This is a genomic window from Pantoea sp. GD03673, from assembly GCF_029844725.1.
In the GTDB taxonomy this organism is placed as follows: Bacteria; Pseudomonadota; Gammaproteobacteria; order Enterobacterales; family Enterobacteriaceae; genus Pantoea.
The window spans coordinates 344,422-368,842 of the sequence record NZ_JAOCKJ010000004.1 but is presented as its reverse complement, the minus strand read 5'-3'; the positions used below and the strand labels follow the sequence as shown (position 1 = coordinate 368,842).

The window sequence follows — 24,421 nt, the reverse complement described above, 5'->3', positions numbered from 1 at the left end:
TTTGTCTCCTCTGGAGTCAAGCAGCTCACCTTCTGGCAACGCATGCTGAGATAACGCAAGTGAAAAGGAGCCGGACTGATGAGCGCTAAACAATATGACAACCTGACTGATTCTCAACTCACCCTGATGGCACAACAGGCGCTGGCCTGTTATCCCGCCGCGCTGCAGGGCCAGCTCAGCCTGCTGTGCCGCTCAGAGAACGCTACGTTTCTGGTGAAAGCGGCAGGCCAGCGTTATGCACTGCGGCTGCATCGTGGCGATTACCATCAGAAAGCGGACATCCTCAGCGAGCTGCTGTGGCTCGATGCGCTGCGTGAAACCGGCATTATGGTGCCGGAAGCGGTGCCGGACAGCACGGGCGAAACCGTACTGACGCTGCGGCTGCCGGAGGGCGGCGAACGCTACGTGGTGCTGTTTCACTGGATTGACGGGGAGATGCCGACCACCGACGTCGATCCCCGCGCCTTTCAGCAGCTGGGCCAGATCACCGCACGGCTGCATCAGCAGAGTAAGCAGTGGCAGCCGCCAGCCGGTTTCCAGCGGATAATCTGGGATCACCACACCATGACCAGTGCCGAGAGTCACTGGGGACGCTGGCAGGATGCGCCGAATCTCAATCCCGCCGATCACGGCGTGGTTGAACAGACCATCGCGCAGGTCGGCGCGGCGATGGCACAGTTTGGTAAGGGAGCGGATCGGTATGGCCTGATCCATGCCGATCTGCGGCTGACCAATCTGCTGCTGCATAAAGGCGAAACGCGGGTGATCGACTTTGATGACTGCGGGCTCGGCTGGTATCTGCACGATCTGGCGGCGGCGATCAGTTTTGTTGAGCATCATCCGCGTGCGCCAGAGTGGATCGATCACTGGATCCGGGGCTATGAGCAGGTGGCGCATATCAGCGATACGGAGATGGCGATGCTGCCCGCACTGCTGATCCAGCGTCGCATCCAGCTTACGGCCTGGGTGGGATCGCATGCCGACACGGAGATGGCACGCAGCCTCGGCCCGGCGTGGGCCAGCCATTCGGTCCGCCTCTGCCGCCGTTATCTGGAGGGGGATCTGCGGCCGGTTGGCGTCTGATGCACCAGCGGCGGGCGTCGCTGCGCTGTCGCAGTGCCGGTTTCACTGCCCGTGCGCAGCCCGGCCTGACCGCAGGCAGCATGCCGGGCCTCGGGGACCTGGTATGGAATTTGCTCTGATCTCAGGGACGGGTGCTCCACCTGACTTCTGACTGAGGCGACCATGAATCCGACACTGATCAAGCCCGATGCCTTTGCCGCCTGCTCTGCAGCGGCGGGGGCAGGCAATCACGGCGTGCTGGCAGCCGCGGCGACCGGCTTAAGCGAGTTTATTCATACCCAGGGCGGCGATGTTGATCGCATTTTCGGCATCAGCGGCATCGATCCGGAACGCCTGTCCAGCCCGACGCTGAGCCTCGGACTGGTTAACTACTGTCGGGTACTGGAAGAGGCGGCGCGCCACTCCGGTTCTGATAACTTCGGTTTGCACTACGGCAGGCAGTTTAAACCGCAGTTATTAGGCCTGATAGGCTATATCGGCTTGTGCTCTGACACGCTGGAACAGGCGCTGCACAATGTAGTCAGCGCATTTCCCTGGCATCAGCACGACACCTTAACCCGGCTGGTGGACAAGGGAGAGTGCTGGCGGCTTGACTATCAGGTGCGGCACGGCGCGATCCTGTCGCGCCGTCAGGATGCAGAGCTGACGCTGGGGATGTTTATGAATCTGATCCGTCACGTGGCGGGCAGGCACTGGGCACCCCGCGAAGTCCATTTTGAGCATCCGCGTCCCGGCCAGTGGCACGATCACTGCAAAGTATTTGATGCCCCGGTCTGGTTCGATCAGCCGTTTAATTCGCTGGTGATCCCGAAGCGGGATCTGCTGCGCGCAATGCCGGAAAGCGATCCGATCCTGCTGATGGTGATGCAGGATGCGATCCGGCGGCTTAACCGCGGGACGTCGCAGCAGAGCATGATCGAGCTGGCGCGTTCTCAGGTTAATTTATCTCTGATGCAGGGGGAGCCGGTGCTGGAAGAGGTGGCTGATAAACTCGGGCTGTCGAGCTGGTCACTGCAGCGGCGGCTGCGCGAGGAGGGCAGCAGCTTTACCGCGCTGGTGGATCAGGTGCGCTGCGAAATGGCGACGCACTATCTGCAACAGAAGCAGCTGCCCATTTCGGAAATGGCATTGCTGCTGGGCTACTCGGAAGTCAGCGCGTTCTCACGTGCATTTCGCCGCTGGTTTGGCATCAGTCCGCGTCAGTGGCGTCAGGAAGGTCTGGCCAGCTAACCACGCGGCGCAAAGCCGAACCACGCCGGTTGTCCCGGCTCCGGCGGTGGTGGCAGATCGCGGGTCTGCGCCACCAGCTGCCAGGCACGCAGGCAGAGCGCTTCATCCCCCTGAGTCCGGGTCACCGCATAACGTCTACTCTGTTGTTGCCACTCCATCCGTACCAGACATTGCTGGCCCGCGTAACGCGCCGCATCAGTAAACTGCCGGTTCAGCACCGGCTGCATTTGATGCGTCCAGTGACAGGATTTGCTGTCCGGATCTTTGGCAGGCTCACACAGGTTTGCCACGCTATCAGCTTGCTTTGACACAGGTTGCTGACAGGCGCTAAGCGACGCTGCGATAACTATCCCTGGCAATATTCGCACGACTGCATTAATAACATTCATTTAACTGGCCAACTTTCCTTAAAGATCTTCCGGTCTGCTGCTGACAGTCTACAGACCGGCCTGCTGAATGCTATGGCATTCCTCCGACTGTCGGCAGAACCAGAATTTACCGCCCCTGTGCAGATGAGCTCTTGTTCACTTCAGTGATGAGAAAGGCAGGAAATACGGCACTCGCCCTGTTAACGGCATCGCTGATGCGCGGGCGGTGCCACCGAATCGGGCTATTCCGGCCCCGCAGGTTCGCGCAGCCCGCAGGTTTAACAGGGCGTGCGCCGCGCGTTATCCCTGCGGCAGTTCCAGCTGGCTGTAACCCAGCCCGTTCATCTTGCGCACTTTAATCTGCACCGGAATGCGCTCTTTCATCGCTTCCACGTGGCTGATCACCCCAATGGTTTTGCCGCTGGCGTTCAGCGCGTCCAGGGCATCCAGCGCGGTGTCAAGCGTCTGGGCATCCAGCGTGCCGAACCCCTCATCCAGAAACAGCGATTCGATGCGCGTTTTGTGGCTGACCAGATCCGATAACGCCAGCGCCAGCGCCAGACTGACCAGGAAGCTTTCACCGCCCGACAGCGTGCGCGTATCGCGTGCGGCATCGGCCTGCCAGGTATCGACCACGTCCAGCTCCAGCAGATCCTGCGCCCGGCGCTGCAGCAGATAGCGGCCATGCAGCCGATCGAGCTGACGGTTGGCGAGCGCCACCAGATGATCCAGCGTTAAGCCCTGAGCGAAGCGCCGGAATTTGTCGCCACTGGCGGAGCCAATCAGATCGTTGAGCAGGCTCCACTGCGCCAGCACTACGCCATCCTGTTCAATCTGCGTCATCAGGCTCTGCTGGCGGGCACGCAGGCTGGCATCGCTGTGCAGCTGCTGCTGAATCTGACCCTGCTGGCTGGCGTTGTCGCGCAGTGCCAGCCGCAACTGCTCCAGTTGCTGCGCGAGCGCCTCCGCAGATTCCGGCATCGCATCGGGCTTCGCCTGTTGATGGATGCTGTGCCGCTGACGCAGATCCGCCAGTCGGGCCTGCTGGTGCTGACACTGCTGATCGAGCTGCTGCAGCTGCTGACGCAGTTGCAGCGCGGTCTGCTCATCCAGCAGCGCCGCACGCAGGCTGGCTTCATCCGCGAATCCGGTGCTCTTCAGTGCCTGGTGCAGGGCGTTTTCTGCCTCTGCCAGTTTACCGCTGAGGGCGTGACGCTGATTTTCCAGCCCTGACAGCTCACCCTGCAGGCGACTGACCTCAGCCTGCGCCTGCTGCAGGGCGGTAAGCTGCCGCGCCAGCTGTTCATCACACTCCTGAATGCGGGCCTGCATCTGCTGACGGGCGTGGGCGGCATCGCGATCGCCAAACAGTGCCAGACGCTGCTGGCGCATCCCGTCGAGCTGCGTCTGGCTCTGCTGTTGCTGCTGCTGACGGGTCGCGAGCTGCTGCTGCTCCAGCGCTGCCTGCTGCTGCAGGGCAGCGAGCTGGGTTTCCCCTTTTAACAGCTGCGGCTGCAGGTTAGCGAGCAACTGCTCACTTTCCTGCCAGCGCTGCCAGCGCTTCTGCTGCTCCGCCAGCCACGCATCGCGATCGGCCGCATCGGGCAGGGTAAGGTTGTGCGCACTGAACTGCTGCTCTAAGCGACTCTGTAGCTGCTGCCAGGCCTGCTGTTCCTGCTGCTGACGCTGTTGCAGCGCATCCAGCGCCTGCTGCAGGCTGGTGAGCGACTGCTGCGCCAGTTGTTCAGCCTGCAGATGTTGATGCCAGGCCTGCGCCTGCTGAAGATGGTGATCTTTTGCCGCCTGACGCGCCTGTTCGGCGGCTTCCTGCGTCTGTCGCTGCTGCTCAAGCTGGCGTTCACGTTCGCTTTGCTGCTGCTGCCACGCGGCTAAGGCCTCGCGATCGCCAGGTGAGAAGGTAAGTGCCAGCTCACTGCTGAGCGCCTGCCATTGCTGTTCAAGCTGGTCCAGTTGCTGCTGCGCCCCGGCGATTTCGTCGCGCAGCGCCTGCTGCTGGGCGGCGGACTGCTTCAGCTGTTCGTTTTTTGCCGTGCCCGCTTCGCGCAATGCCTCGGTTTGCTGCTGCAGCGCAGCCCGGCGCTGCTGGTTAGCACTCACTTCCAGCGTACGGTAGGTCTCAACTGCGGGATGGGTGCAGGAGCCGCATAGCGGGCAGGGCTGTTCGGCGGTGAGCCGGGCGCGATAATCGCTGAGATCGGCAATCTGCTGCTCCAGTGCGCAGATTTTTTCGACATCATCCAGCTGCTGCTTCTGGCGTTTCCACGTCTCACGCAGGGTCTGACGTTCCGCTTCATTCTGCTGATGCGCGTTTTCCAGCGCCGTCAGCTGTTGCTGACGCTGGCTCAGTTGCTGGTGCAGGGGCTGCCACTGCGCAGCGAGCAGCAGCAGTTGCTGACGGGCCGGACGGCTGTTATGCAGCTCATTTAATGCCTGCCGCAGTGCGACGGGCGGATGCTGTTCCTGAAGCGAAGTTAGTGCTTGCTCCGCCTGTAACAGCGCCTGGCTGGCCTGTTGCTCCGCCTGCTGACGGGGCAGCGCCTGGTGTGCCTGCTGTTGCTGTTTCGCCTGCTGCGCGGCAATCTGTTGCTGCTGCTGTTCGCCCTGTTGTGTCAGTGCCGCCAGGGTCGCTTCACGCTGTGCCAGCAGGGCGAAGTTCTCCTGCCACACCGGCAGCGAAGCGCCCCAGTGCGCCAGATCGGCAAGCTGCTCACGTAACTGGTGCTGTTCAGCAATCGCCTGCTGCCAGCCTGCGACCTGCCGCGTCTGATCTGTCAGGCTGAGCTGTGTCTGGCTGGCATGCTGCTGCTGATGGGTCATTTCCTGCTGCTGCTCTGCAAGCTGCTGCTGCTGCGTCGTGATGCGCTGATCGAGCGGCAGCACCTGTTCTGTCAGCAGAGTTTCCTGCTGCTGTTGTGCCTGCTGTGCCTGCTGGCGGGCTACCTGGGCGGCAGCGTAGTGCTGCTGATGCTGCTGTTGCTGGTTCTGTGCCTGCGCCGCTGCGGCCGTGAGCTGCTGCCAGCGACTCTCTGCCTGCTGCTGTTCACTGCGTAACGCATCACGCTGCTGCAGTGTGACCCGCAGCTTTTCAGCCGGTTCGCTGCGAGCCAGTCGCTGGCGGCTAGTTTCTGCCGCCAGGGAGGCGACCTGGGCCTGCTGCAGCGCGGCTTCAGCCTGCACACTCTCCTGCTGCAACTGCTGCGCCTGTTGCTGCCACTGCTGCTGCTGCTGGGCCAGCTGATAGTGCGCGCTGAGCCGCTGTTCAGCCTCGGTCAGGTCGGTGAGCTGCTGATGCAGTGAATCGCGTGCGTCGCTATCCAGCAGTGCCATCGCTCCCGCCTGGCTGCGCAGCAGATCCAGCCGGGTTTTCGCCTCTTTGTGGCGCTCGTAGATAGCGGCAGAAATCAAACCGTAAATTTCGGTGCCGGTCAGCTCCTCCAGCAGTTCGGCGCGCTCACTGGCTTTCGCGTTGAGAAAGGCGGCGAACTGGCCCTGTGACAGCATCATTGAGCGGGTAAAGCGTTCGAAATCCAGACCAGAGAGGGTTTCGATCAGCTTCAGCTTGTCACCCACTTTGTCGGCCACAATGGTGTTGTCGGCGCAGCGTGCCAGCTCAACGCGTGGGGCCTGCAGCTTGCCGTCGGCGGTGCCGCGTGCCCGGTTCTGACTCCAGAAGGCGCGCCAGGCTTCGCCTTTGATCTCAAACTCCACCTCAGCCAGACATTCCGCGCAGTCGCGGGTCATCAGCGCGTTCTGGCTCTGGGAAATCGCGCCCAGGCGCGGCGTCTGGTGATAGAGTGCCAGGCAGATGGCGTCCAGCAGGGTGGTTTTACCGGCCCCGGTTGCACCGGTTATGGCGAACAGGCCGTTACTGGCAAACGGCTCGGCGCGGAAGTCGATGAACCATTCACCGCGCAGGGCGTTGAGATTTTTAAACCGTAACGTGAGGATCTTCATTGGGTCTCTTCCATGGCGGCCAGCGTCTGGCGGAACAATGTGGTCATCTCGTCGATTTGCGCCGGTTGCAGCTCCTCATCCAGCGCCAGACGGCGGGCAAAAACTTCTTCCACCTTCAGCTCACTCAGGGTTTCATTGTCGAGCCGCGCCAGGCTCTGCTGCCGCTGTTCGCGGCTACGGCGCAGCAGCAATACCTCGACGGGCAGCGCAGCGGTCAGGGTTTCTACCTGACGTTGCAGATCGCTGAGGTACTCCTGGGTGGTCACTTCGATGTCGAGCCAGGTCGGTTTTTCCTGCCCGGTCGTGCTGAAGGCGTTTAACTGTTCCGCAATCTGCGCCAGCGATCCTTTCAGCACCTGCATCGGCTGCGCCTGCGGCACTATCAGCGGCGTGACTGACTGCAGGCCGCTGGCCGCCAGTTCCAGCAGGAAGACGCTTTTTTCGCTGCCCAGCTCATCAAAACTCAGCGGAATCGGCGAGCCGCTGTAGCGGATATGCTCGCTGTCCGCGACCCGCTGGGCGCGATGAATATGGCCCAGCGCAATATAGTCCGCAGCGGGAAAGGCGCTGGCGGGGAAGGCGTCCAGCGTACCGATATAGATGTCGCGCACCGAATCGCTCTGGCTGACGCCAACGGTGGTGAGATGGCCGGTAGCAATAATCGGCAGCGCATAGCCCAGCGCCTGGGCGGCGGCGAAACGCTGCTGATAGTGGTGGGCGATCGCCTCCAGCAGCGAGGTCTGTTTATCGCGTCCCGACTGACCCGCCCGGCTGCGCAGGATATCGCGTGGCCGCAGATAGGGAATGGCACACAGCAGCGCACCCGGCTCGCCCTGGCGGGTGTTGAGCAGTAGCACATCATTCTGCTCCTGTGGGGTGGCGATGACGCGGGTATTAAGGCAGGCGAGCAGTTCGCGGGACTCATTCAGCGTTGCCACCGAATCGTGGTTACCCGCCAGCACAATCAGCTGGCAGCCTGAAGGCTGAAGCGCCACCACAAAGCGGTTAAACATCTCGCGGGCGTAGCTGGGCGGCGTGCCGGTATCAAACAGATCGCCTGCAATAATCAACGCATCCACCTGATGCTGTTCAATCTGGATCAGCAGCCAGTCAAGGAACGCCTGATGTTCCGCTGCCCGACTTTTGTTGTAAAAGAACTGCCCCAGATGCCAGTCCGCAGTATGAATGATGCGCATGATGACTCCCTGCCGTTGTGATTCGCCGGGCGATTATACTGGCTCTGCGGCCAAAGCAAAAAATTGTCGCTGTGCCGTCATAAATGATTACCCGTGAGGTTACAGGCAGGTTATGTTTTTCATAAAAGTGTCACAAATCTGACGCATAATGGCGCCGCGAATCTCAGTGACAGCCGTCATAATCAGCAGGAGTAATAATGGCTAAGCGCATTTTGGTTGTGGAGGATGAAGCCCCCATCCGTGAAATGTTGTGTTTTGTTCTGGAGCAGAACGACTACCAGCCAATCGAGGCGGAAGATTATGACAGCGCCGTTGGCAAGCTGATTGAACCCTGGCCCGATCTGATTCTGCTGGACTGGATGTTACCCGGCGGCAGCGGTATTCAGTTTATCAAACATCTGAAGCGCGAGGCGATGACCCGCGATATCCCGGTGATGATGCTGACTGCGCGTGGCGAAGAGGAAGATCGGGTACGCGGCCTGGAAGTGGGTGCCGATGATTACATTACCAAGCCTTTTTCACCCAAAGAGCTGATGGCGCGGATCAAAGCGGTGATGCGCCGCATTTCGCCGATGGCGGTGGAAGAGGTGATTGAAATTCAGGGACTGAGTCTGGATCCCTCCTCACATCGCGTGATGTCCGACACCACTCCGCTGGAAATGGGCCCTACCGAATATAAGCTGCTGCACTTCTTTATGACCCACCCGGAACGCGTCTACAGCCGCGAACAGCTGCTGAACCACGTCTGGGGCACCAATGTTTATGTGGAAGATCGCACTGTCGATGTTCACATTCGCCGTTTACGTAAAGCGCTGGAAGTTTCCGGCCACGATCGCATGGTACAAACCGTCCGTGGAACAGGGTATCGTTTCTCTGCCCGCTACTAAACGGAGCCTTTACCGTGCTGGAACGCCTCTCCTGGAAGAGATTACTGACAGAACTGCTGCTGGCCTGTCTGCCTGCGGCGCTGCTGGGCCTGCTGTTTGGCGGGCTGCCCTGGTGGCTGCTGCTGAGCGTGCTGGGGGTACTGTTATGGCATTTCCACAATCTGATGCGGCTGTCGCACTGGCTGTGGCTTGACCGCACCATGACGCCGCCTGCCGGGCGTGCCAGCTGGGAACCGCTATTTTATGGTCTGTACCAGATGCAGCTGCGCAACCGTCGGCGGCGGCGCGAACTGGGCAATCTGATTAAACGCTTCCGCAGCGGGGCCGAATCATTACCGGATGCCGTGATCCTGACCACGGAAGAGGGCACCATTTTCTGGTGTAACGGCCTGGCGCAGCAGCACCTTGGCCTGCGCTGGCCGGAAGATAATGGCCAGAATATCCTCAATCTGCTGCGTTACCCGGAGTTCTCCCGCTATCTTCGCCAGCGCGACTTTGACAAGCCGCTGACGCTGGTGCTGAACAACAAACTGCATATGGAATTCCGCGTCATGCCCTACAGCGAAGGGCAGTGGCTGCTGGTGGCGCGGGATGTGACGCAGATGCATCAGCTGGAAGGCGCACGTCGCAACTTCTTTGCTAACGTCAGCCATGAGCTACGCACGCCGCTCACGGTGTTGCAGGGCTATCTGGAGATGATGAATGACTCGGTGATGAGCGAGCCTTCGCGCAGTAAAGCGCTGCACACGATGTCGGAACAGACGCGCCGCATGGACAGCCTGGTGAAACAGCTGCTGACGCTGTCGCGCATTGAAGCTGCCCCTGCTATTGATCTGAAAGAGAAGGTCGATGTGCCGGTGATGCTGAAACTGCTGCAGCATGAGGCGGCGACGCTGAGTGGCGGTCGTCACGACATCCATTTCCATACCGATCCCCATCTGAAAGTGTTCGGCAACGATGAACAGCTGCGCAGCGCCATTTCCAATCTGGTTTACAACGCGGTGAATCACACCCCGGAAGGCACACGGATTGATATTAGCTGGCTGCGCGGCAAACAGGGTGCCATCTTCCGGGTGTGCGACAACGGACCGGGTATCGCGCCAGAGCATATTCCGCGTCTGACCGAGCGGTTCTACCGGGTCGATAAAGCGCGTTCGCGTGCGACCGGCGGCAGCGGGCTGGGGCTGGCGATTGTGAAACATGCACTGAGCCACCACAACGCGCGGCTCGATATCACCAGCGTGCCGCACAAAGAGACCTGTTTTACCTTTACGCTGCCTGCAAGGTTGATTGTCAGCAGCGTGATGCAGGAGAATGCCGTTCATTAATTGCTGCCGGATCTTCCTGATGCGCATCCTTCTTTTACTGATCGTCACTCTGCTGCCGGGCCTGGCGCTGGCTCAGCCCGGCACGCTCTCCGGCAATCTCAGCAGCGTCGGATCCGACACGCTCGGTTATCTGATGACCCTGTGGGGCGAAGATTTCAGTCGCCAGGCACCGGGCGTCAATGTGCAGGTTCAGGCCTCCGGTTCGTCTACCGCGCCAACCGCACTGGCGGCGGGGGCCGCCCAGCTCGGTCCGATGAGCCGCCCGATGCAGGCAGATGAACGCCAGGCCTTTGAGGCGCGCTACGGCTATCCGCCGCTGGCGGTTCCGGTGGCGATGGATGCGCTGGTGGTGGTGGTGAATCAACGTAATCCGCTGCAGCAGATTGAACCGCGTCAGCTCGACGCTATTTTCTCCGTGACCCGTCTGTGTGGCGCACACTCCGTGCCGCAGCGCTGGGGCGATCTCGGTTTAACCGGTGCGCAATGGAGCAAACGGCCCATTCAGCGTTATGGCCGCAACTCCGCCTCCGGCACCTGGGGGTTCTTCAAACAGCAGGTGCTGTGCAAAGGCGATTTTCGCAGCGACGTGGCGGAATTCCCCGGTTCGGCTGCGGTGGTGCAGGCGGTGGCAGGAAATTCACGCAGCATCGGCTACGCCAGTTTTGGCTTTCATCTTAGCGGCGTAAAAATGCTGTCGGTGGTGAATGCGCAGGGGCAGGCGATTGCCCCGGATGCCGATGCTATCCGCAGTGGCCGCTATCCCTGGGCGCGCCCGCTCTATCTCTACGTCAATAAAGCGCCTGGCAAGCCGCTGCCGCCGCTGGTGGCCGCGTTTCTGCAGCAGGTGCTTTCGGCGCAGGGACAGCGGCGGGTCAGCGAGGCCGGCTACCTGCCGCTTTCTGACAGCCAGATGGCACAGGCACGCGCAGCCCTGCAATAAGTCTGGAACGTGAATTTTTTTCATCATTGCTGAATTTTCTTCAGTTGCAGACAGCGTCGGCGCGTGTCACTCTGCATTCAGACATATAGCCATCCAGATGGCTATTTATATCAGAATGTAATTATTTCCTGCCGTAACAATTTGCAGGAGAGACAGGAGTGATCATGCAAAGAGAAACCGCCCCGTTCCGTGCCGATACCGTCGGCAGCTTCCTGCGTCCCGCTGCGATTAAACAGGCTCGTGAGCAGTTTGCAGCCGGAGAGATTGATGCCGCAGCCCTGCGCCAGGCTGAAGATGAAGCCATTCGCGATGTGGTAGCGAAACAGCGTGAAAATGGCCTGAAAGTGGTAACTGACGGCGAGTTTCGTCGCGGCTGGTGGCACTTCGACTTCTTCTATGGCCTGAATGGCGTCGAGCGCTATGAAGCGGAGCAGGGCATCCAGTTTAATGGCGTGCAGACCAAAGCGCATGGCGTGAAAGTGGTGAGCAAACTCGGTTTCCCGGCAGATCATCCGATGCTTGAACATTTCCGCTTCCTGCAGAGCGTTGCCGGGGATGCGGTGCCGAAAATGACCATTCCCAGCCCCAGCGTGCTGCACTTCCGTGGCGGCCGCAAAGTGATCGACGCTGCGGTCTATCCCGATCTGGCGGACTACTTCGACGATCTGGCGCAGACGTACAAAACGGCAATCAGGGCGTTTTATGATGCAGGCTGTCGCTACCTGCAACTGGATGACACGGTCTGGGCTTACCTCTGTTCTGAAGATCAGAAGCGTGACATCCGGGCGCGTGGCGACGACCCGGACCAGCTGGCACAGACTTATGCTCAGGTTCTGAATAAAGCGCTGGAGGATAAACCTGCCGATCTGACCGTGGGTCTGCATGTCTGTCGCGGTAATTTCCGATCAACCTGGATCTCTGAAGGCGGCTACGGGCCGGTGGCAGAAATCCTGTTCGGCAGCGTCAACGTGGATGCGTTCTTCCTGGAGTATGACAATGCCCGTTCCGGCGGCTTTGAGCCACTGCGCTACATTAAGCCGGGACATCAGCAGGTGGTGCTGGGCCTGATCACCACGAAAGTGGGTGAACTGGAAGATCCGGCACAGGTGAAAACCCGGCTGGAAGAGGCGGCGCAGTATGTCAGCCTGGCGCAAATCTGCCTCAGCCCGCAATGCGGCTTCGCTTCAACCGAAGAGGGCAACAGCCTCAGCGAAGCGGAGCAGTGGCAGAAGATTCGTCTGGTGGTCGATATCGCTAATCAGGTCTGGTAATGCTGTAACGTTGTGCAGACAGGCGCGTAAAACGCGCCTTTTGTGTATCTGTCAGCCCGTTTATGCAGGGAATTCTCACGCTCTGTTTATTATTCAGGCACATCATCTTGTGTGCCTGCTGCAAAAATCAACGCTATCCTCTGCCTTTTCAAAAAATGGCGGTATAACCTTCTGGTTTTCCGATCCCGTATTGCCTTTCACCGCTATAAACGTTTTACTTAGCGCCGTTGTCGATCCATCCCTCTGTGAACAGAATAAAAGCAGCTTAAATCACCTGCGTTTTACCCTGCGACGAGCATAATGCGCTGACATTGTCAGCCCCATCGCGGTTTGCACGCAGCGAGGGGACAACACTAACCCAACTTCCACCGCAACATCAGTGACAGGCCGTATGACACATCGTTTAACTTCGAAGGACATTCTCGCGCTGGGCTTTATGACATTCGCCCTGTTTGTTGGCGCGGGTAACATTATTTTTCCGCCAATGGTCGGTATCCAGTCTGGCGAACACGTCTGGATGGCCGCAATAGGTTTTCTGATTACCGCCGTCGGTCTGCCCGTGATGACGGTGATCGCGCTCGCTCGCGTCGGCGGCGGCGTGGATGCGCTCAGCACGCCGATTGGCAAGGTCGCTGGCATCGTGCTGGCGACCGTATGCTATCTGGCTGTCGGGCCGCTGTTTGCCACCCCGCGCACGGCAACGGTCTCGTTTGAGATGGGCATTGCGCCGCTGACCGGTGAGGGCGCGCTGCCGCTGTTCATCTACAGCCTGATCTACTTCGTGCTGGTGATTGGCGTATCGCTCTATCCGGGCAAGCTGCTCGACACGGTAGGGCACTTCCTTGCGCCATTAAAAATTATCGCGCTGACCGTGCTGGGCGTTGCTGCACTGCTATGGCCTGCGGGCGGCACCATTCCGGCGACCGCTGATTATCAGCGTGCAGCGTTCTCCAGTGGTTTCGTTAATGGCTATCTGACCATGGATACGCTGGGCGCGCTGGTGTTTGGCATCGTGATTGTTAACGCCGCCCGTTCGCGTGGCGTGGACAATGCCGCGCTGCTGACCCGCTATACCGTGCTGGCAGGACTGATTGCCGGTGTAGGCCTGACGCTGGTTTACCTCTGCCTGTTTAAACTGGGCGCGGGCAGCGGTGCGCTGGTGGATCAAAATGCCAACGGCGCAGCGATTCTGCACGCATACGTTCAGCACACCTTTGGCAACATGGGCAGCTTCTTCCTGGCCGCGCTGATCTTCGTCGCCTGTATGGTGACCGCTGTGGGCCTGACCTGTGCCTGTGCGGAATTTTTTGCGCAATACCTGCCGTTATCGTATAAAGCGCTGGTGTTTATTCTGGGACTGTTCTCTATGGTGGTGTCGAATCTCGGCCTGAGCCACCTGATTCAGATCTCCATCCCGGTACTGACGGCGATCTACCCGCCGTGTATCGTGCTGGTGGTACTGAGTTTCACCCTTAACTGGTGGAATAAGAGCAGCCGGATTATCGCGCCTGCAATGCTGGTAAGCCTGCTGTTTGGTATTGTTGATGCGATTAAAACTACCGGGTTTAAAGATTTGCTGCCTGCATTCAGTCAGCATCTGCCACTGGCCGATCAGGGTCTTGCCTGGTTGCCGCCATCGCTGGTGATGCTGCTGATTGCCGCGGTTGTTGATCGGGTGAAAGGGCCGGAACAGGTGACGGTTCACTCGTAACAGAGGCACTGATTCTTCTTTAACCACGGGCTTGCCCGTGGTTTTTTCATTTCACAGGTACAGGTTGTTATGCAAGAAACCAACAAGCTCAAACGCGGACTGAGCACACGCCACATCCGTTTTATGGCGCTGGGATCGGCGATTGGCACCGGGCTGTTTTACGGTTCCGCCGATGCGATAAAAATGGCCGGACCGAGCGTACTGCTCGCCTATATCATTGGCGGTGCAGTGGCGTATGTCATCATGCGCGCACTCGGTGAGATGTCCGTTAACAATCCACAGGCCAGCTCTTTCTCACGCTACGCGCAGGACTATCTTGGGCCGATGGCGGGCTACATCACCGGCTGGACTTACTGTTTTGAAATCCTGATTGTGGCGATTGCGGATGTTACCGCGTTCGGCATCTATATGGGTGTCTGGTTCCCCGAGGTGCCGCACTGGATATGGGTGCTGAGCGTGGTGCTGATCATCGGTGCTGTTAACCTGATGAGCGTGAAGGTGTTCGGCGAAGTGGAGTTCTGGTTCTCCTTCTTCAAAGTTGCCACCATCATCGTGATGATTCTGGCCGGTCTGGGCATGATTATCTGGGGGATTGGCAACGGTGGTCAGCCGACCGGTATCCATAACCTCTGGACCAACGGCGGTTTCTTCGCCCACGGCGTGGTCGGCATGCTGCTGTCGCTGCAGATGGTGATGTTCGCTTATGGCGGCATCGAAATCATCGGTATCACCGCCGGTGAAGCGAAAGACCCGGAGAAGTCGATTCCGCGCGCCATCAACTCGGTGCCGTGGCGCATTCTGGTGTTCTACGTCGGCACGCTGTTTGTGATTATGTCGATCTATCCGTGGAATCAGGTCGGGACGTCGGGCAGCCCGTTTGTGCTGACCTTCCAGCATCTGGGGATCGCGGCGGCCGCCTCTATCCTCAATTTCGTGGTGCTGACCGCGTCACTCTCTGCCATTAACAGCGATGTCTTTGGCGTGGGCCGCATGCTGCATGGTATGGCGCAGCAGGGGCATGCCCCGAAGGTCTTCATGAAGGTCTCTTCACGCGGCATTCCGTGGGTGACGGTGGTGGTGATGATGTTCGCCATGCTGATTGCGGTTTATCTCAACTACCTGATGCCCGAAAAAGTCTTCCTGGTGATCGCGTCGCTGGCCACCTTTGCAACGGTGTGGGTCTGGATCATGATTCTGCTGTCGCAGATTGCGTTCCGTCGCAAAATTGGCAAAGAGGCGGCCAGCAGGCTGAAGTTTGCGCTGCCCGGTGGCAGCTGGACTGCGGGTGTTGGTGTGGCGTTCCTCTGCTTTATTATCGGACTGATTGGGTATTTCCCCGATACCCGTATTTCACTCTATGTGGGTATGGTGTGGATCGTGGTGCTGTTGCTGGGCTATAAGCTGGTGCGTAAACCACGTTAATCTCCTGTTCTGCTCTCCCGATTCATGGGAGAGCAGAACACGCTATTTCCTTCTTTTATTTCCTCCTCCCTCTGCTTATTTGTGTGATCTGCACCACAACCCGAAATCCTTTTATCAGGAGAAGAAACTCTGTCTGCAAAATAAATATTTGCGCCGGTTTATTTGGGCGAAGGCATCCGGGATGGGGGATTTAAAGCGGCAGTGAATATCAGTGAACGTCAGAGGGGGAAAAGCGCTGATGACGCCTGAGGCCAGAGTGAATGCGGCCGGACAGGCAAGGTCGGTGTCAGAAAGGAGAAAAAAGAGAAATAAAAAACGGCGAAACCAGTCGCCGAAATACGCAAGAATTACAGGAAAAGAGTTAATAAAGGGATGATTGACGTCACTATCGTAAAACAAAAAGGGGGGCGCTGATAGTCGGGCGATTTAAATAAGAAAAGGTCGGAATGGCGTTAATTAACCGCAGTTAACATTATTCAGGTCACACGGCGGCAGCGGCCTGAATTTGATTAGCCACAGACTCAGGGCAATATAACCGAAACCGGCAGCACAGCGCTGTTATCCTGATTTTTACGCAGCGCAGCCAGCGTGGATTGATAAGGGCAGAGCAGGCCGACATCGGTAACTCTGCAGTCGGGCTGATGCCACTCCTGACGTAATAACGGGTGTTTATCATCAATCGGTTGCAGCTGACGGATGTCGTCCAGGCTTTGTGCCTGAAAATAGAGCCGCAAAAAACGCTCGCCGCTGCGGGTGTCCCGCCAGCGTTCCAGCACCAGACTACTGCCCGGTGGAATGTTGCCGCGTGAGTAGCCGGGTAATTGCCAGTTAAAGCCCATCAGGGTACGCACCATCGCAATATTGGTGTCATGCGCCACCAGAATCAGCCAGCGATCTGGTGAATTGTCGGCGGCAATGGCCTCCAGCAGAGTGTTGAGCAGTATCGAACCGCGTCGCTGTGCCAGGTAGAGCACGTCGTTGCTGAGATCGTAGTTTGCGGTCAGCAGGGGCAGCAGCGCGGTGATTTGCGCGGCGGAGGTAATGTGTCCCCAGGCTAACTGATCAAACGGCAGATTTTCGCTGTAGCCCAGGCGCAGCGTCTCCACCATACTCGCCATCACGCTCAGCCCGTAAACGTAGCTGTTGCCGCTGCGGGTTTGCCGGAATGCCCAGGGGGCATCAAACAAGGGGCAGTCAGTGGCAGGCGGACAGACAGCGGCTTTCAGTTGCTGAACTGCCGGTTGCAGCTGCTGTTGCAGCCGTGCCAGATCGCCCGCTTTCTGCTGTTTAGCGGCCAGCGCCTGAGCGGGATCGGTCTGGGTGAGCGGCAGCTTTTCACTCTGAAACAGCGGATCAACATCGCCCGTCACGTGATGCACCGGCACGCCGCAGCCGGGAAAAGCGCCGTCCGTCAGCGCCGAGGCCGTGGCACGGGTGCGCTGCAGCGGACTGGCGCGCACGTAGACCTGAGCCGCATCAGGACAGCCCGCATTCAGCAGGCCGAGCTGGCGATAATGCTCGCCTTCCCAGCGTCCTTTATTCACCACGGCACTGTAGCCGTGGCCCGTCAGCTCGCCATCAGCCGTGGTCCACTGCGTCCAGGATTGCTGGCTGGCGGCTTCAATCTCTTTACGGTTGCCGGGCGTTGGGGGGCGGACGCCGTGGCGGCTCAGTTCAACCACTTTTTCCAGCTGATAATCCGCTGCCTGTGACGCCGGACTGAGCAGCCAGAGAGCACTGAGGATAAGCGTACCGCGGCACAGTGGGAGCAGCGTCATTTACTCTTCCAGTGCGCAATTACCGGTCAGCGCTTTAATGGTGGGATAAAGGGCCGCATTTGCCAGCAACACCGGGTTACCGTTCTTCAGACCGTCATTACGCAGATAATCATTGGTCACACCGCCTGCTTCACGCATCAGGACGATGCCCGGCAGGCTGTCCCACGGGTGCATATGCGCTTCATAATAACCAATCAGCCGCCCGGCCGCCGCCCATGCGCTGGTCAGCGCACCTGAACCGATGCGAATAAACATGCCGCCCTGCTCAATTAAGCCGCTAATCAGGCGCGAGAGACTTTCGCCCGGCGTACGACTGGAGTTGCTGATGCCGAGTAAACCCTCACTGAGATGTGCTGCGTCATGTACCTGCAGACGACTTTCGTTGAGCCAGGCACCCTGACCCGCACGGGCATGAAACAGCTCCTGATGATTGGGATCGCAGACCACGCCGATCACCGGTTCGCCGTCGCAGACGACCGCCAGCGACACGCACCAGTTAGGCAGACCGTTGACGAAGCAGGCGGTGCCATCAATAGGATCAACGACCCAGATAAAGGGCGCGCCCTCAACCTCGCCGCCGCTCTCTTCGCCATAGACGATATCCTCAGGAAAACGTTCAGCGATTAATGTCTTAATTAATGCTTCAACGTTACGATCAGCCTCGCTGACCACGTCCTGCAAATCCCTTTTGTGTTCCACCACCAGCGTCTGACGCTGCTGATACCATGACAGGGCCCGGCTACCCGCCGCACGGGCGATGTCGCAGGCGTAACGGTAACGCGCGTCAATTTCAGAATGCGAAGCGGATGACATCTTTTCCTCTTATGATTTTTTTGCCATAACGAACGGAAGGCGCACCTGAACAGGTGGTCTGGCTGTGATGTTGACATCACTATTGTTAAGAAAGGCTTCATTAAGCCGCAGATATGCAACAATGGCAAGATGGTGCGGAGCCGGGCGGCAGGCTTTTTTGATTACGCAAAAGCGGGTATCTGCCACCCCGGCAGCAGAGGATCGGGTTTTACAGGGTTCTGCTGGTCGCCAGCGCCATTAAACGCGGATAAAAAACAAAAAACAGCGCTTCAAGCTGATCATAATGTTGCGTGAAATCGTGGTAAGAGTCGCGCAGTGCCGCCAGACGCGGACGGCGACTGGCCATGCCGTGCAGCACCCGCTCCAGCCGGGCAGGCTGGGCATAATGCTCAAACCAGCGCTCGCGCCACATCACCGCGTTGAGCGCCTGAAATTCGGGGGGCGTGTCTGCCAGTTGCGGCATAATGTCGCGCTCGGCGGCGGCAGAGAACTGCACCAGCGTCTGGTCGGGCGTAAATTGCTGCCAGTGGCGGGCCAGGAAATGATCCCAGATGACGTCCAGCGTAATCGGTGCCACGCGATAGGTTTCGGCACGGAATAGCTGACGGGCGCTGCGCACTTCGGGCAGCGCATCGGTCATCACATCCAGACGACGATGCATCAGAATGCCGTCTGCGACAGGCGCGGACCAGTGCTGGTGCGGGTTGCCCCGCACAAAGTCGGCCATCAAATTGCCGAGCAGGGAGCTGTCGGCCAGCTGAGCCAGATGGAGATGAGCAAGAAAGTTCATGCCGCATTATAGGCTGAACTGCCTTTGCGCAGCCAGTTGTTCAGAATTGGTCGATTTTCCGCTAAACTGTGCCGCCTGTTTTTGCCTGAGAAAGAACATTTCAATGCGTGTCGCCGATTTTGCTTTTGAACTGCCCGAATCCCTGATTGCTCACTATCCCCAGGCGCAGCGCAGCGGCTGTCGCCTGCTGTCGCTCGATGGCCCCAGCGGTGCGCTGTCGCACGGTGTTTTCACCGATGTGCTGGATAAGCTGAATCCAGGGGATCTGCTGGTGTTCAACAATACCCGTGTGATTCCGGCGCGCGTCTTTGGCCGTAAAGCCAGCGGCGGCAAAATCGAGATGCTGGTGGAGCGGATGCTCGACGACAAGCGCGTGCTGGCGCACGTGCGTGCTTCAAAAGCGCCGAAGCCGGGTGCAGAACTGCTGCTGGGCGAAGATGAGAGCGTGAAAGCCACCATGGTGGCACGCCACGACGCGCTGTTTGAGATTGAATTTGATGATGAGCGCGCGGTGCTCGACATCCTTAACAGCGTTGGCCACATGCCTCTGCCGCCCTATATCGACCGCCCGGATGAAGACGCGGATCGCGAGCTTTATCAGACGGTTTACAGCGCCCGTCCCGGTGCTGTTGCGGCCCCGACCGCCGGTCTGCACTTCGATGAACCGCTGCTGCAGGCCCTGAAAGAGAAGGGCGTTGAGATGGCGTTTGTGACGCTGCATGTCGGTGCGGGCACCTTCCAGCCGGTGCGCGTCGAGACCATTGAAGAGCATCACATGCACGCAGAATATGCTGAAGTGCCGCAGGAGGTTGTCGACGCGGTGCTGGCCTGTAAAGCGCGTGGCAATAAAGTGGTCGCCGTCGGCACCACCTCGGTGCGTTCGCTGGAGAGCGCCGCCAAAGCGAGTCAGGATGCCCTGATTGCGCCGTTCTTTGACGACACTCAGATTTTTATCTATCCGGGCTATGAGTATCAGGTGATCGATGCGCTGATCACCAACTTCCATCTGCCTGAATCAACCCTGATTATGCTGGTCTCGGCGTTTGCCGGTTACCAGCACACCATGGCCGCGTACCGCGCAGCCGTGGCTGAGCAATATCGTTTCTTCAGTTATGGCGACGCGATGTTTATCAGCAAAAATCCGCAGGCGCCGCTGGAAAAAGTGGGCGACTGATTTATTAACCGATAGCCGGAGTCGCCCGTCGGGCGACTGAAGGTTATCTGCATCGGACTGTTTCTCCGATGGAGGCTTTGTGAAATTTGAACTTGATACCACAGACGGGCGCGCACGCCGTGGCCGTCTGATTTTTGATCGCGGCGTGGTAGAAACCCCTGCGTTTATGCCGGTCGGCACCTATGGCACCGTTAAAGGCATGACGCCGGAAGAAGTGCAGGAGACCGGCGCACAGATCATTCTGGGCAATACCTTCCACCTCTGGCTGCGTCCAGGCCAGGAGATCATGAAGCTGCATGGGGATCTGCATGACTTTATGCAGTGGAAAGGCCCGATCCTGACCGACTCCGGCGGTTTCCAGGTCTTCAGCCTGGGTGACATCCGTAAAATCACTGAAGCAGGCGTTCACTTCCGTAACCCAATCAATGGCGACCCGATCTTCCTCGATCCGGAAAAATCGATGGAGATTCAGTACGACCTCGGTTCAGACATCGTGATGATTTTCGATGAATGTACGCCTTATCCTGCGGACTGGGACTACGCCAAACGCTCTATGGAGATGTCGCTGCGCTGGGCGAAACGCAGCCGCGATCGCTTCGACAGCCTCGGCAACAAAAATGCGTTATTTGGCATCATTCAGGGCTCGGTTTACGAAGATTTACGAGATGTCTCGGTGAAAGGTCTGGTAGAGATTGGCTTTGATGGGTACGCTGTGGGCGGCCTGGCGGTGGGTGAGCCTAAGCAGGACATGCACCGGATTCTTGAGCACGTCTGTCCGCAGCTTCCGCAGGATAAACCGCGTTATCTGATGGGTGTCGGTAAGCCAGAAGATCTGGTTGAAGGCGTCCGTCGCGGCGTTGATATGTTTGACTGCGTGATGCCAACCCGCAATGCGCGAAATGGTCATCTGTTTGTGACTGAAGGTGTGGTGAAAATTCGCAACGCCCGATACAAAGATGACACTGCGCCGCTGGATGCGGAGTGTGATTGTTACACCTGTCGCAATTATAGCCGTGCCTACTTGTATCATCTCGACCGTTGTAACGAAATACTGGGCGCGCGTCTGAATACTATCCACAATTTGCGCTACTACCAGCGTCTGATGGCAGGTTTACGCCAGGCTATCGAAGAGGGTAAATTAGAGCGCTTTGTAACTGAGTTTTACCAACGGACGGGCAAAGAAGTTCCGCCATTAACGTCTGATAATTCATCAATGAGGGAAATTTAATGAGCTTATTCATTTCTGACGCCGTTGCCGCAGCAGGCGCTCCGTCTCAGGGAAGTCCGTATTCTCTGGTGATCATGCTGGTGGTGTTTGGTCTGATTTTCTATTTCATGATCCTGCGTCCGCAGCAGAAGCGTGCGAAAGAGCACAAGAAGCTGATGGATTCTATCTCTAAGGGTGATGAAGTGCTGACCAGCGGTGGCCTGGTAGGCCGCGTAACAAAAGTCTCTGACACGGGCTACGTAGCTATCGCGCTGAATGACACCAATGAAGTCGTCATTAAACGTGATTTCGTCGCCGCCGTGCTGCCTAAAGGCACTATTAAGGCGCTGTAATTCTTTCTTCCCTAAGGGAACTGCCGTGTTAAATCGTTATCCTTTGTGGAAGTATGTGATGCTGGTCGTCGTGATTCTCGTCGGCCTGCTCTATGCGCTTCCCAACCTGTATGGTGAGGATCCGGCCGTTCAAATCACTGGTGCGCGCGGAAGCGCCGCCAGTGAGCAGACGTTGGATCAGATTCAGTCCGCATTAAAACAAGACAATATCCAGAGCAAATCGGTTGCGCTGGAAAATGGTGCGATTACCGCGCGTTTCGCTAATACGGATGTGCAGTTACGCGCCCGTGAAGCGATCATGAAAGCGCTGGGTGAAAACTACGTTGTCGCGCTGAACCTTGCGCCAGCCACGCCGCGCTGGCTGACGATGCTGTCAGCAGAGCCGATGAAACTCGGTCTCGATCTGCGTGGTGGTGTGCACTTCCTGATGGAAGTGGACATGGACACCGCCCTGAGCAAGCTGCAGGAGCAGAACGCTGATACGCTGCGTAGCGACCTGCGCACCAAAAATATCCCTTATACCAACGTCAACAAAATCGCGAACTACGGCGTGGAAATTCGTTTCCGTGACGCTGCCAGCCGTGATGCGGCAATCTCCTGGCTGGCCTCGCGTCATCAGGATCTGGTGATCAACAGCAGCGGCAGCGATGCCCTGCGTGCCACCATGAGCGATGCCCGTCTCAGCGAAGCGCGTGAATATGCGGTTCAGCAGAACATTACCATTCTGCGTAACCGTGTAAACCAGCTGGGCGTGGCGGAACCGCTGGTACAGCGTCAGGGTTCCGATCGTATCGTGGTTGAACTGCCGGGCATTCAGGATACGGCGCGCGCCAAAGAGATTCTGGGTGCGACCGCGACGCTGGAATTCCGTCTGGTGAACACCAGCGTGGATCCCACCGCAGCGGCCAGTGGCCGGGTTCCGGGTGACTCTGAAGTCAAAGACATGCGTGATGGTCAGCCAGTGGTGCTCTACAAGCGGGTGATCCTGACCGGTGACCATATCACCGACTCGACCTCCAGCATGGATGAGTACAACCAGCCACAGGTGAACATTTCACTGGATGGCGCAGGCGGTAACATCATGTCTAACTTCACCAAGGACAACATCGGCAAGCCGATGGCGACCCTGTTTGTGGAGTACAAAGACAGCGGTAAGAAAGATGCCAATGGCCGTTCAATTCTGGTGAAACAGGAAGAGGTGATTAACGTCGCTAATATCCAGTCTCGCCTGGGGAACAGCTTCCGCATCACCGGTATCAGCAACCCGAACGAAGCGCGTCAGCTGTCGCTGCTGCTGCGTGCCGGTGCGTTGATTGCGCCAATCCAGATTGTGGAAGAGCGTACTATCGGGCCGACAATGGGTCAGCAGAACATTACTCAGGGTCTGGAAGCCTGCCTGTGGGGCCTGCTCGCCTCGATCCTGTTTATGGTGGTGTTCTACAAGAAGTTTGGTCTGATTGCGACCAGTGCGTTGCTGGTGAACTTGGTGCTGATTGTCGGCATTATGTCCCTGCTGCCGGGCGCGACCCTGACCATGCCGGGTATTGCCGGTATCGTGTTAACCCTGGCGGTAGCGGTTGATGCTAACGTACTGATTAACGAACGTATTAAAGAAGAGCTGCGTAACGGGCGCTCGGTTCAGCAGGCAATTCATGAGGGCTACAAAGGTGCCTTCTCCAGTATTGTCGATGCGAACGTGACCACCCTGATCAAAGTTATCATTCTTTACGCGGTCGGCACCGGTTCGATCAAAGGCTTTGCGATTACCACCGCAATTGGTATCGCGACCTCAATGTTCACCGCGATTATCGGTACCCGTGCCATTGTTAACCTGGTTTACGGTGGCAAACGCATCAACAAGCTGTCTATCTGAGGAGTGCGTTGTGGCACAGGAATATAACATTGAGCAGTTAAACCACGGGCGTAAAGTCGTCGACTTTATGCGCTGGGATAAGCTGGCCTTCATCATTTCGGGACTGCTGATTCTGGCCGCGATTGCGATCGTGAGCGTGCGTGGTTTTAACTGGGGCCTCGATTTTACCGGCGGTACGGTAATTGAGATCGCGCTGGAGAAACCGGCCGACCTCGACATGCTGCGTAGCGATCTGGTGAAAGCGGGCTTTGATGAGCCGCTGGTGCAGAACTTTGGCAGCAGCCGTGACGTGATGGTGCGTATGGCACCGGTTACCGGCCCGGCGGGCACCGAGTTAGGCAATAAAGTGGTGTCGGTGATCAACCAGACCACTCAGCAAAACGCCACCGTTAAGCGCATTGAGTTCGTGGGTCCGAGTGTGGGCAGCGACCTGGCGCAGGCGGGTGCGATGGCGCTGTTGTCAGCACTGATTGCGATTCTGATCTACATCGGTTTCCGCTTTGAGTGGCGTCTGGCGCTGGGGACCGTGCTGGCACTGGCGCATGACGTGATCATCACCTGCGGCCTGCTGGCGCTGTTCCGCATTGAAATCGACCTGACGATTGTTGCCTCACTGATGTCAGTCATTGGCTACTCGCTTAACGATAAGATCGTGGTCTCTGACCGTATTCGTGAAAACTTCCGCAAGATCCGTCGCGGCAGCGCTTACGATATTACAAACGTGTCACTGACCCAGACGTTAAGTCGTACGCTGATTACCTCGCTGACAACGCTGGCGATGATCCTCATCCTGTTCGTGTTTGGTGGTGCGCTGCTGAAAGGCTTCTCACTGACCATGCTGATTGGTGTGACGATTGGTACGGTTTCATCCATTTATGTCTCTTCAGCGCTGGCGCTGAAGCTGGGCATGAAGCGTGAACATATGATGGTGCAGAAAGTCGAGAAAGAGGGGGCCGATCAGCCTTCTATCCTGCCTTAATAGCACGTCAGAAAGAAAAAACGGACAGCCTTATGGCTGTCCG

At 58.1% G+C, this 24,421-nt stretch carries 19 protein-coding genes; 13 read left to right on the top strand and 6 right to left on the bottom strand.

Annotated elements, in window-relative coordinates; translation table 11 throughout:
* The first annotated feature begins 78 nt into the window (after positions 1 to 78).
* A complete protein-coding gene (locus tag N5J69_RS09955) occupies positions 79 to 1,083 on the top strand; it encodes a phosphotransferase (protein WP_279769967.1) in 1,005 nt (334 codons plus the stop codon).
* A gap of 162 nt (positions 1,084 to 1,245) precedes the next feature.
* The gene (locus N5J69_RS09950) at positions 1,246 to 2,313 is read left to right on the top strand and encodes an AraC family transcriptional regulator (protein ID WP_279769966.1); all 1,068 of its coding nucleotides are present in this window, start codon (positions 1,246 to 1,248) and stop codon (positions 2,311 to 2,313) included.
* Here N5J69_RS09950 and N5J69_RS09945 read toward each other — a convergent pair.
* The 3 genes from N5J69_RS09945 to sbcD all read right to left on the bottom strand — a co-directional run bounded on the left by N5J69_RS09945 (position 2,310) and on the right by sbcD (position 7,852).
* Positions 2,310 to 2,624: a cell envelope integrity TolA C-terminal domain-containing protein gene (locus N5J69_RS09945; RefSeq protein WP_279769964.1), complete on the bottom strand. Its 315-nt coding sequence runs from the start codon at positions 2,622 to 2,624 to the stop codon at positions 2,310 to 2,312. The two genes, N5J69_RS09950 and N5J69_RS09945, sit on opposite strands and share 4 nt — an antisense overlap.
* A 357-nt stretch (positions 2,625 to 2,981) precedes the next feature.
* The gene (locus N5J69_RS09940; RefSeq protein ID WP_279769962.1) at positions 2,982 to 6,656 is read right to left on the bottom strand and encodes an AAA family ATPase; all 3,675 of its coding nucleotides are present in this window, start codon (positions 6,654 to 6,656) and stop codon (positions 2,982 to 2,984) included.
* Positions 6,653 to 7,852, bottom strand: a complete 1,200-nt coding sequence (gene sbcD / locus N5J69_RS09935; protein WP_279769960.1) for an exonuclease subunit SbcD — start codon at positions 7,850 to 7,852, stop codon at positions 6,653 to 6,655. Before sbcD ends, N5J69_RS09940 begins: the two co-directional genes overlap by 4 nt.
* 197 nt (positions 7,853 to 8,049) lie before the next feature.
* On the opposite strand from sbcD, the gene phoB reads away from it, so the two are divergent.
* From phoB to proY, 6 genes are all read left to right on the top strand, one after another.
* Complete coding sequence (gene phoB, locus N5J69_RS09930) at positions 8,050 to 8,739, top strand: phosphate response regulator transcription factor PhoB (RefSeq protein ID WP_279769958.1); 690 nt, start codon at positions 8,050 to 8,052, stop codon at positions 8,737 to 8,739.
* Between the two features lie 14 nt (positions 8,740 to 8,753).
* Positions 8,754 to 10,067, top strand: a complete 1,314-nt coding sequence (gene phoR / locus N5J69_RS09925; RefSeq protein ID WP_279769957.1) for a phosphate regulon sensor histidine kinase PhoR — start codon at positions 8,754 to 8,756, stop codon at positions 10,065 to 10,067.
* Between the two features lie 19 nt (positions 10,068 to 10,086).
* Entirely contained in the window at positions 10,087 to 11,007 is a 921-nt protein-coding gene (locus N5J69_RS09920) for a PstS family phosphate ABC transporter substrate-binding protein (protein WP_279769956.1), read from the top strand.
* Positions 11,008 to 11,171: 164 nt separating this feature from the next.
* The gene (locus N5J69_RS09915; RefSeq protein ID WP_279769955.1) at positions 11,172 to 12,278 is read left to right on the top strand and encodes a cobalamin-independent methionine synthase II family protein; all 1,107 of its coding nucleotides are present in this window, start codon (positions 11,172 to 11,174) and stop codon (positions 12,276 to 12,278) included.
* Between the two features lie 391 nt (positions 12,279 to 12,669).
* Positions 12,670 to 13,989 (top strand): branched-chain amino acid transporter carrier protein BrnQ, encoded by a 1,320-nt coding sequence (gene brnQ / locus N5J69_RS09910; RefSeq protein ID WP_279769953.1) that lies wholly within the window; start codon positions 12,670 to 12,672, stop codon positions 13,987 to 13,989.
* A 69-nt stretch (positions 13,990 to 14,058) separates the two neighbouring features.
* Positions 14,059 to 15,411: a proline-specific permease ProY gene (proY, locus tag N5J69_RS09905; protein WP_279769951.1), complete on the top strand. Its 1,353-nt coding sequence runs from the start codon at positions 14,059 to 14,061 to the stop codon at positions 15,409 to 15,411.
* A 521-nt stretch (positions 15,412 to 15,932) separates the two neighbouring features.
* Here the strand turns inward: proY and N5J69_RS09900 are convergent.
* The 3 genes from N5J69_RS09900 to N5J69_RS09890 all read right to left on the bottom strand — a co-directional run bounded on the left by N5J69_RS09900 (position 15,933) and on the right by N5J69_RS09890 (position 18,792).
* Positions 15,933 to 17,189 carry a histidine-type phosphatase gene (locus tag N5J69_RS09900; RefSeq protein ID WP_279769949.1) on the bottom strand — a complete coding sequence of 419 codons (1,257 nt, stop codon included), beginning with the start codon at positions 17,187 to 17,189 and terminating at the stop codon, positions 15,933 to 15,935.
* Positions 17,190 to 18,002, bottom strand: a complete 813-nt coding sequence (locus N5J69_RS09895) for an inositol monophosphatase (protein WP_279769948.1) — start codon at positions 18,000 to 18,002, stop codon at positions 17,190 to 17,192. It lies immediately after the preceding gene.
* A 208-nt stretch (positions 18,003 to 18,210) separates the two neighbouring features.
* On the bottom strand, positions 18,211 to 18,792 hold the full coding sequence (locus N5J69_RS09890; protein WP_279769946.1) for an ACP phosphodiesterase: 582 nt from the start codon (positions 18,790 to 18,792) through the stop codon (positions 18,211 to 18,213).
* Positions 18,793 to 18,895: 103 nt separating this feature from the next.
* On the opposite strand from N5J69_RS09890, the gene queA reads away from it, so the two are divergent.
* The 5 genes from queA (at position 18,896) to secF (ending at position 24,378) form a co-directional block, all read left to right on the top strand.
* Positions 18,896 to 19,966 carry a tRNA preQ1(34) S-adenosylmethionine ribosyltransferase-isomerase QueA gene (gene queA / locus N5J69_RS09885; RefSeq protein WP_279769944.1) on the top strand — a complete coding sequence of 357 codons (1,071 nt, stop codon included), beginning with the start codon at positions 18,896 to 18,898 and terminating at the stop codon, positions 19,964 to 19,966.
* 79 nt (positions 19,967 to 20,045) lie between these two features.
* Complete coding sequence (tgt, locus tag N5J69_RS09880) at positions 20,046 to 21,194, top strand: tRNA guanosine(34) transglycosylase Tgt (RefSeq protein WP_111140010.1); 1,149 nt, start codon at positions 20,046 to 20,048, stop codon at positions 21,192 to 21,194.
* Positions 21,194 to 21,526: a preprotein translocase subunit YajC gene (gene yajC / locus N5J69_RS09875; protein WP_009091760.1), complete on the top strand. Its 333-nt coding sequence runs from the start codon at positions 21,194 to 21,196 to the stop codon at positions 21,524 to 21,526. The genes tgt and yajC overlap by 1 nt, the downstream gene beginning before the upstream one ends.
* A 25-nt stretch (positions 21,527 to 21,551) precedes the next feature.
* The gene (gene secD, locus N5J69_RS09870; protein WP_279769941.1) at positions 21,552 to 23,399 is read left to right on the top strand and encodes a protein translocase subunit SecD; all 1,848 of its coding nucleotides are present in this window, start codon (positions 21,552 to 21,554) and stop codon (positions 23,397 to 23,399) included.
* A gap of 10 nt (positions 23,400 to 23,409) precedes the next feature.
* Positions 23,410 to 24,378: a protein translocase subunit SecF gene (secF, locus tag N5J69_RS09865; RefSeq protein WP_279769939.1), complete on the top strand. Its 969-nt coding sequence runs from the start codon at positions 23,410 to 23,412 to the stop codon at positions 24,376 to 24,378.
* The last annotated feature ends 43 nt before the right edge of the window (positions 24,379 to 24,421 follow it).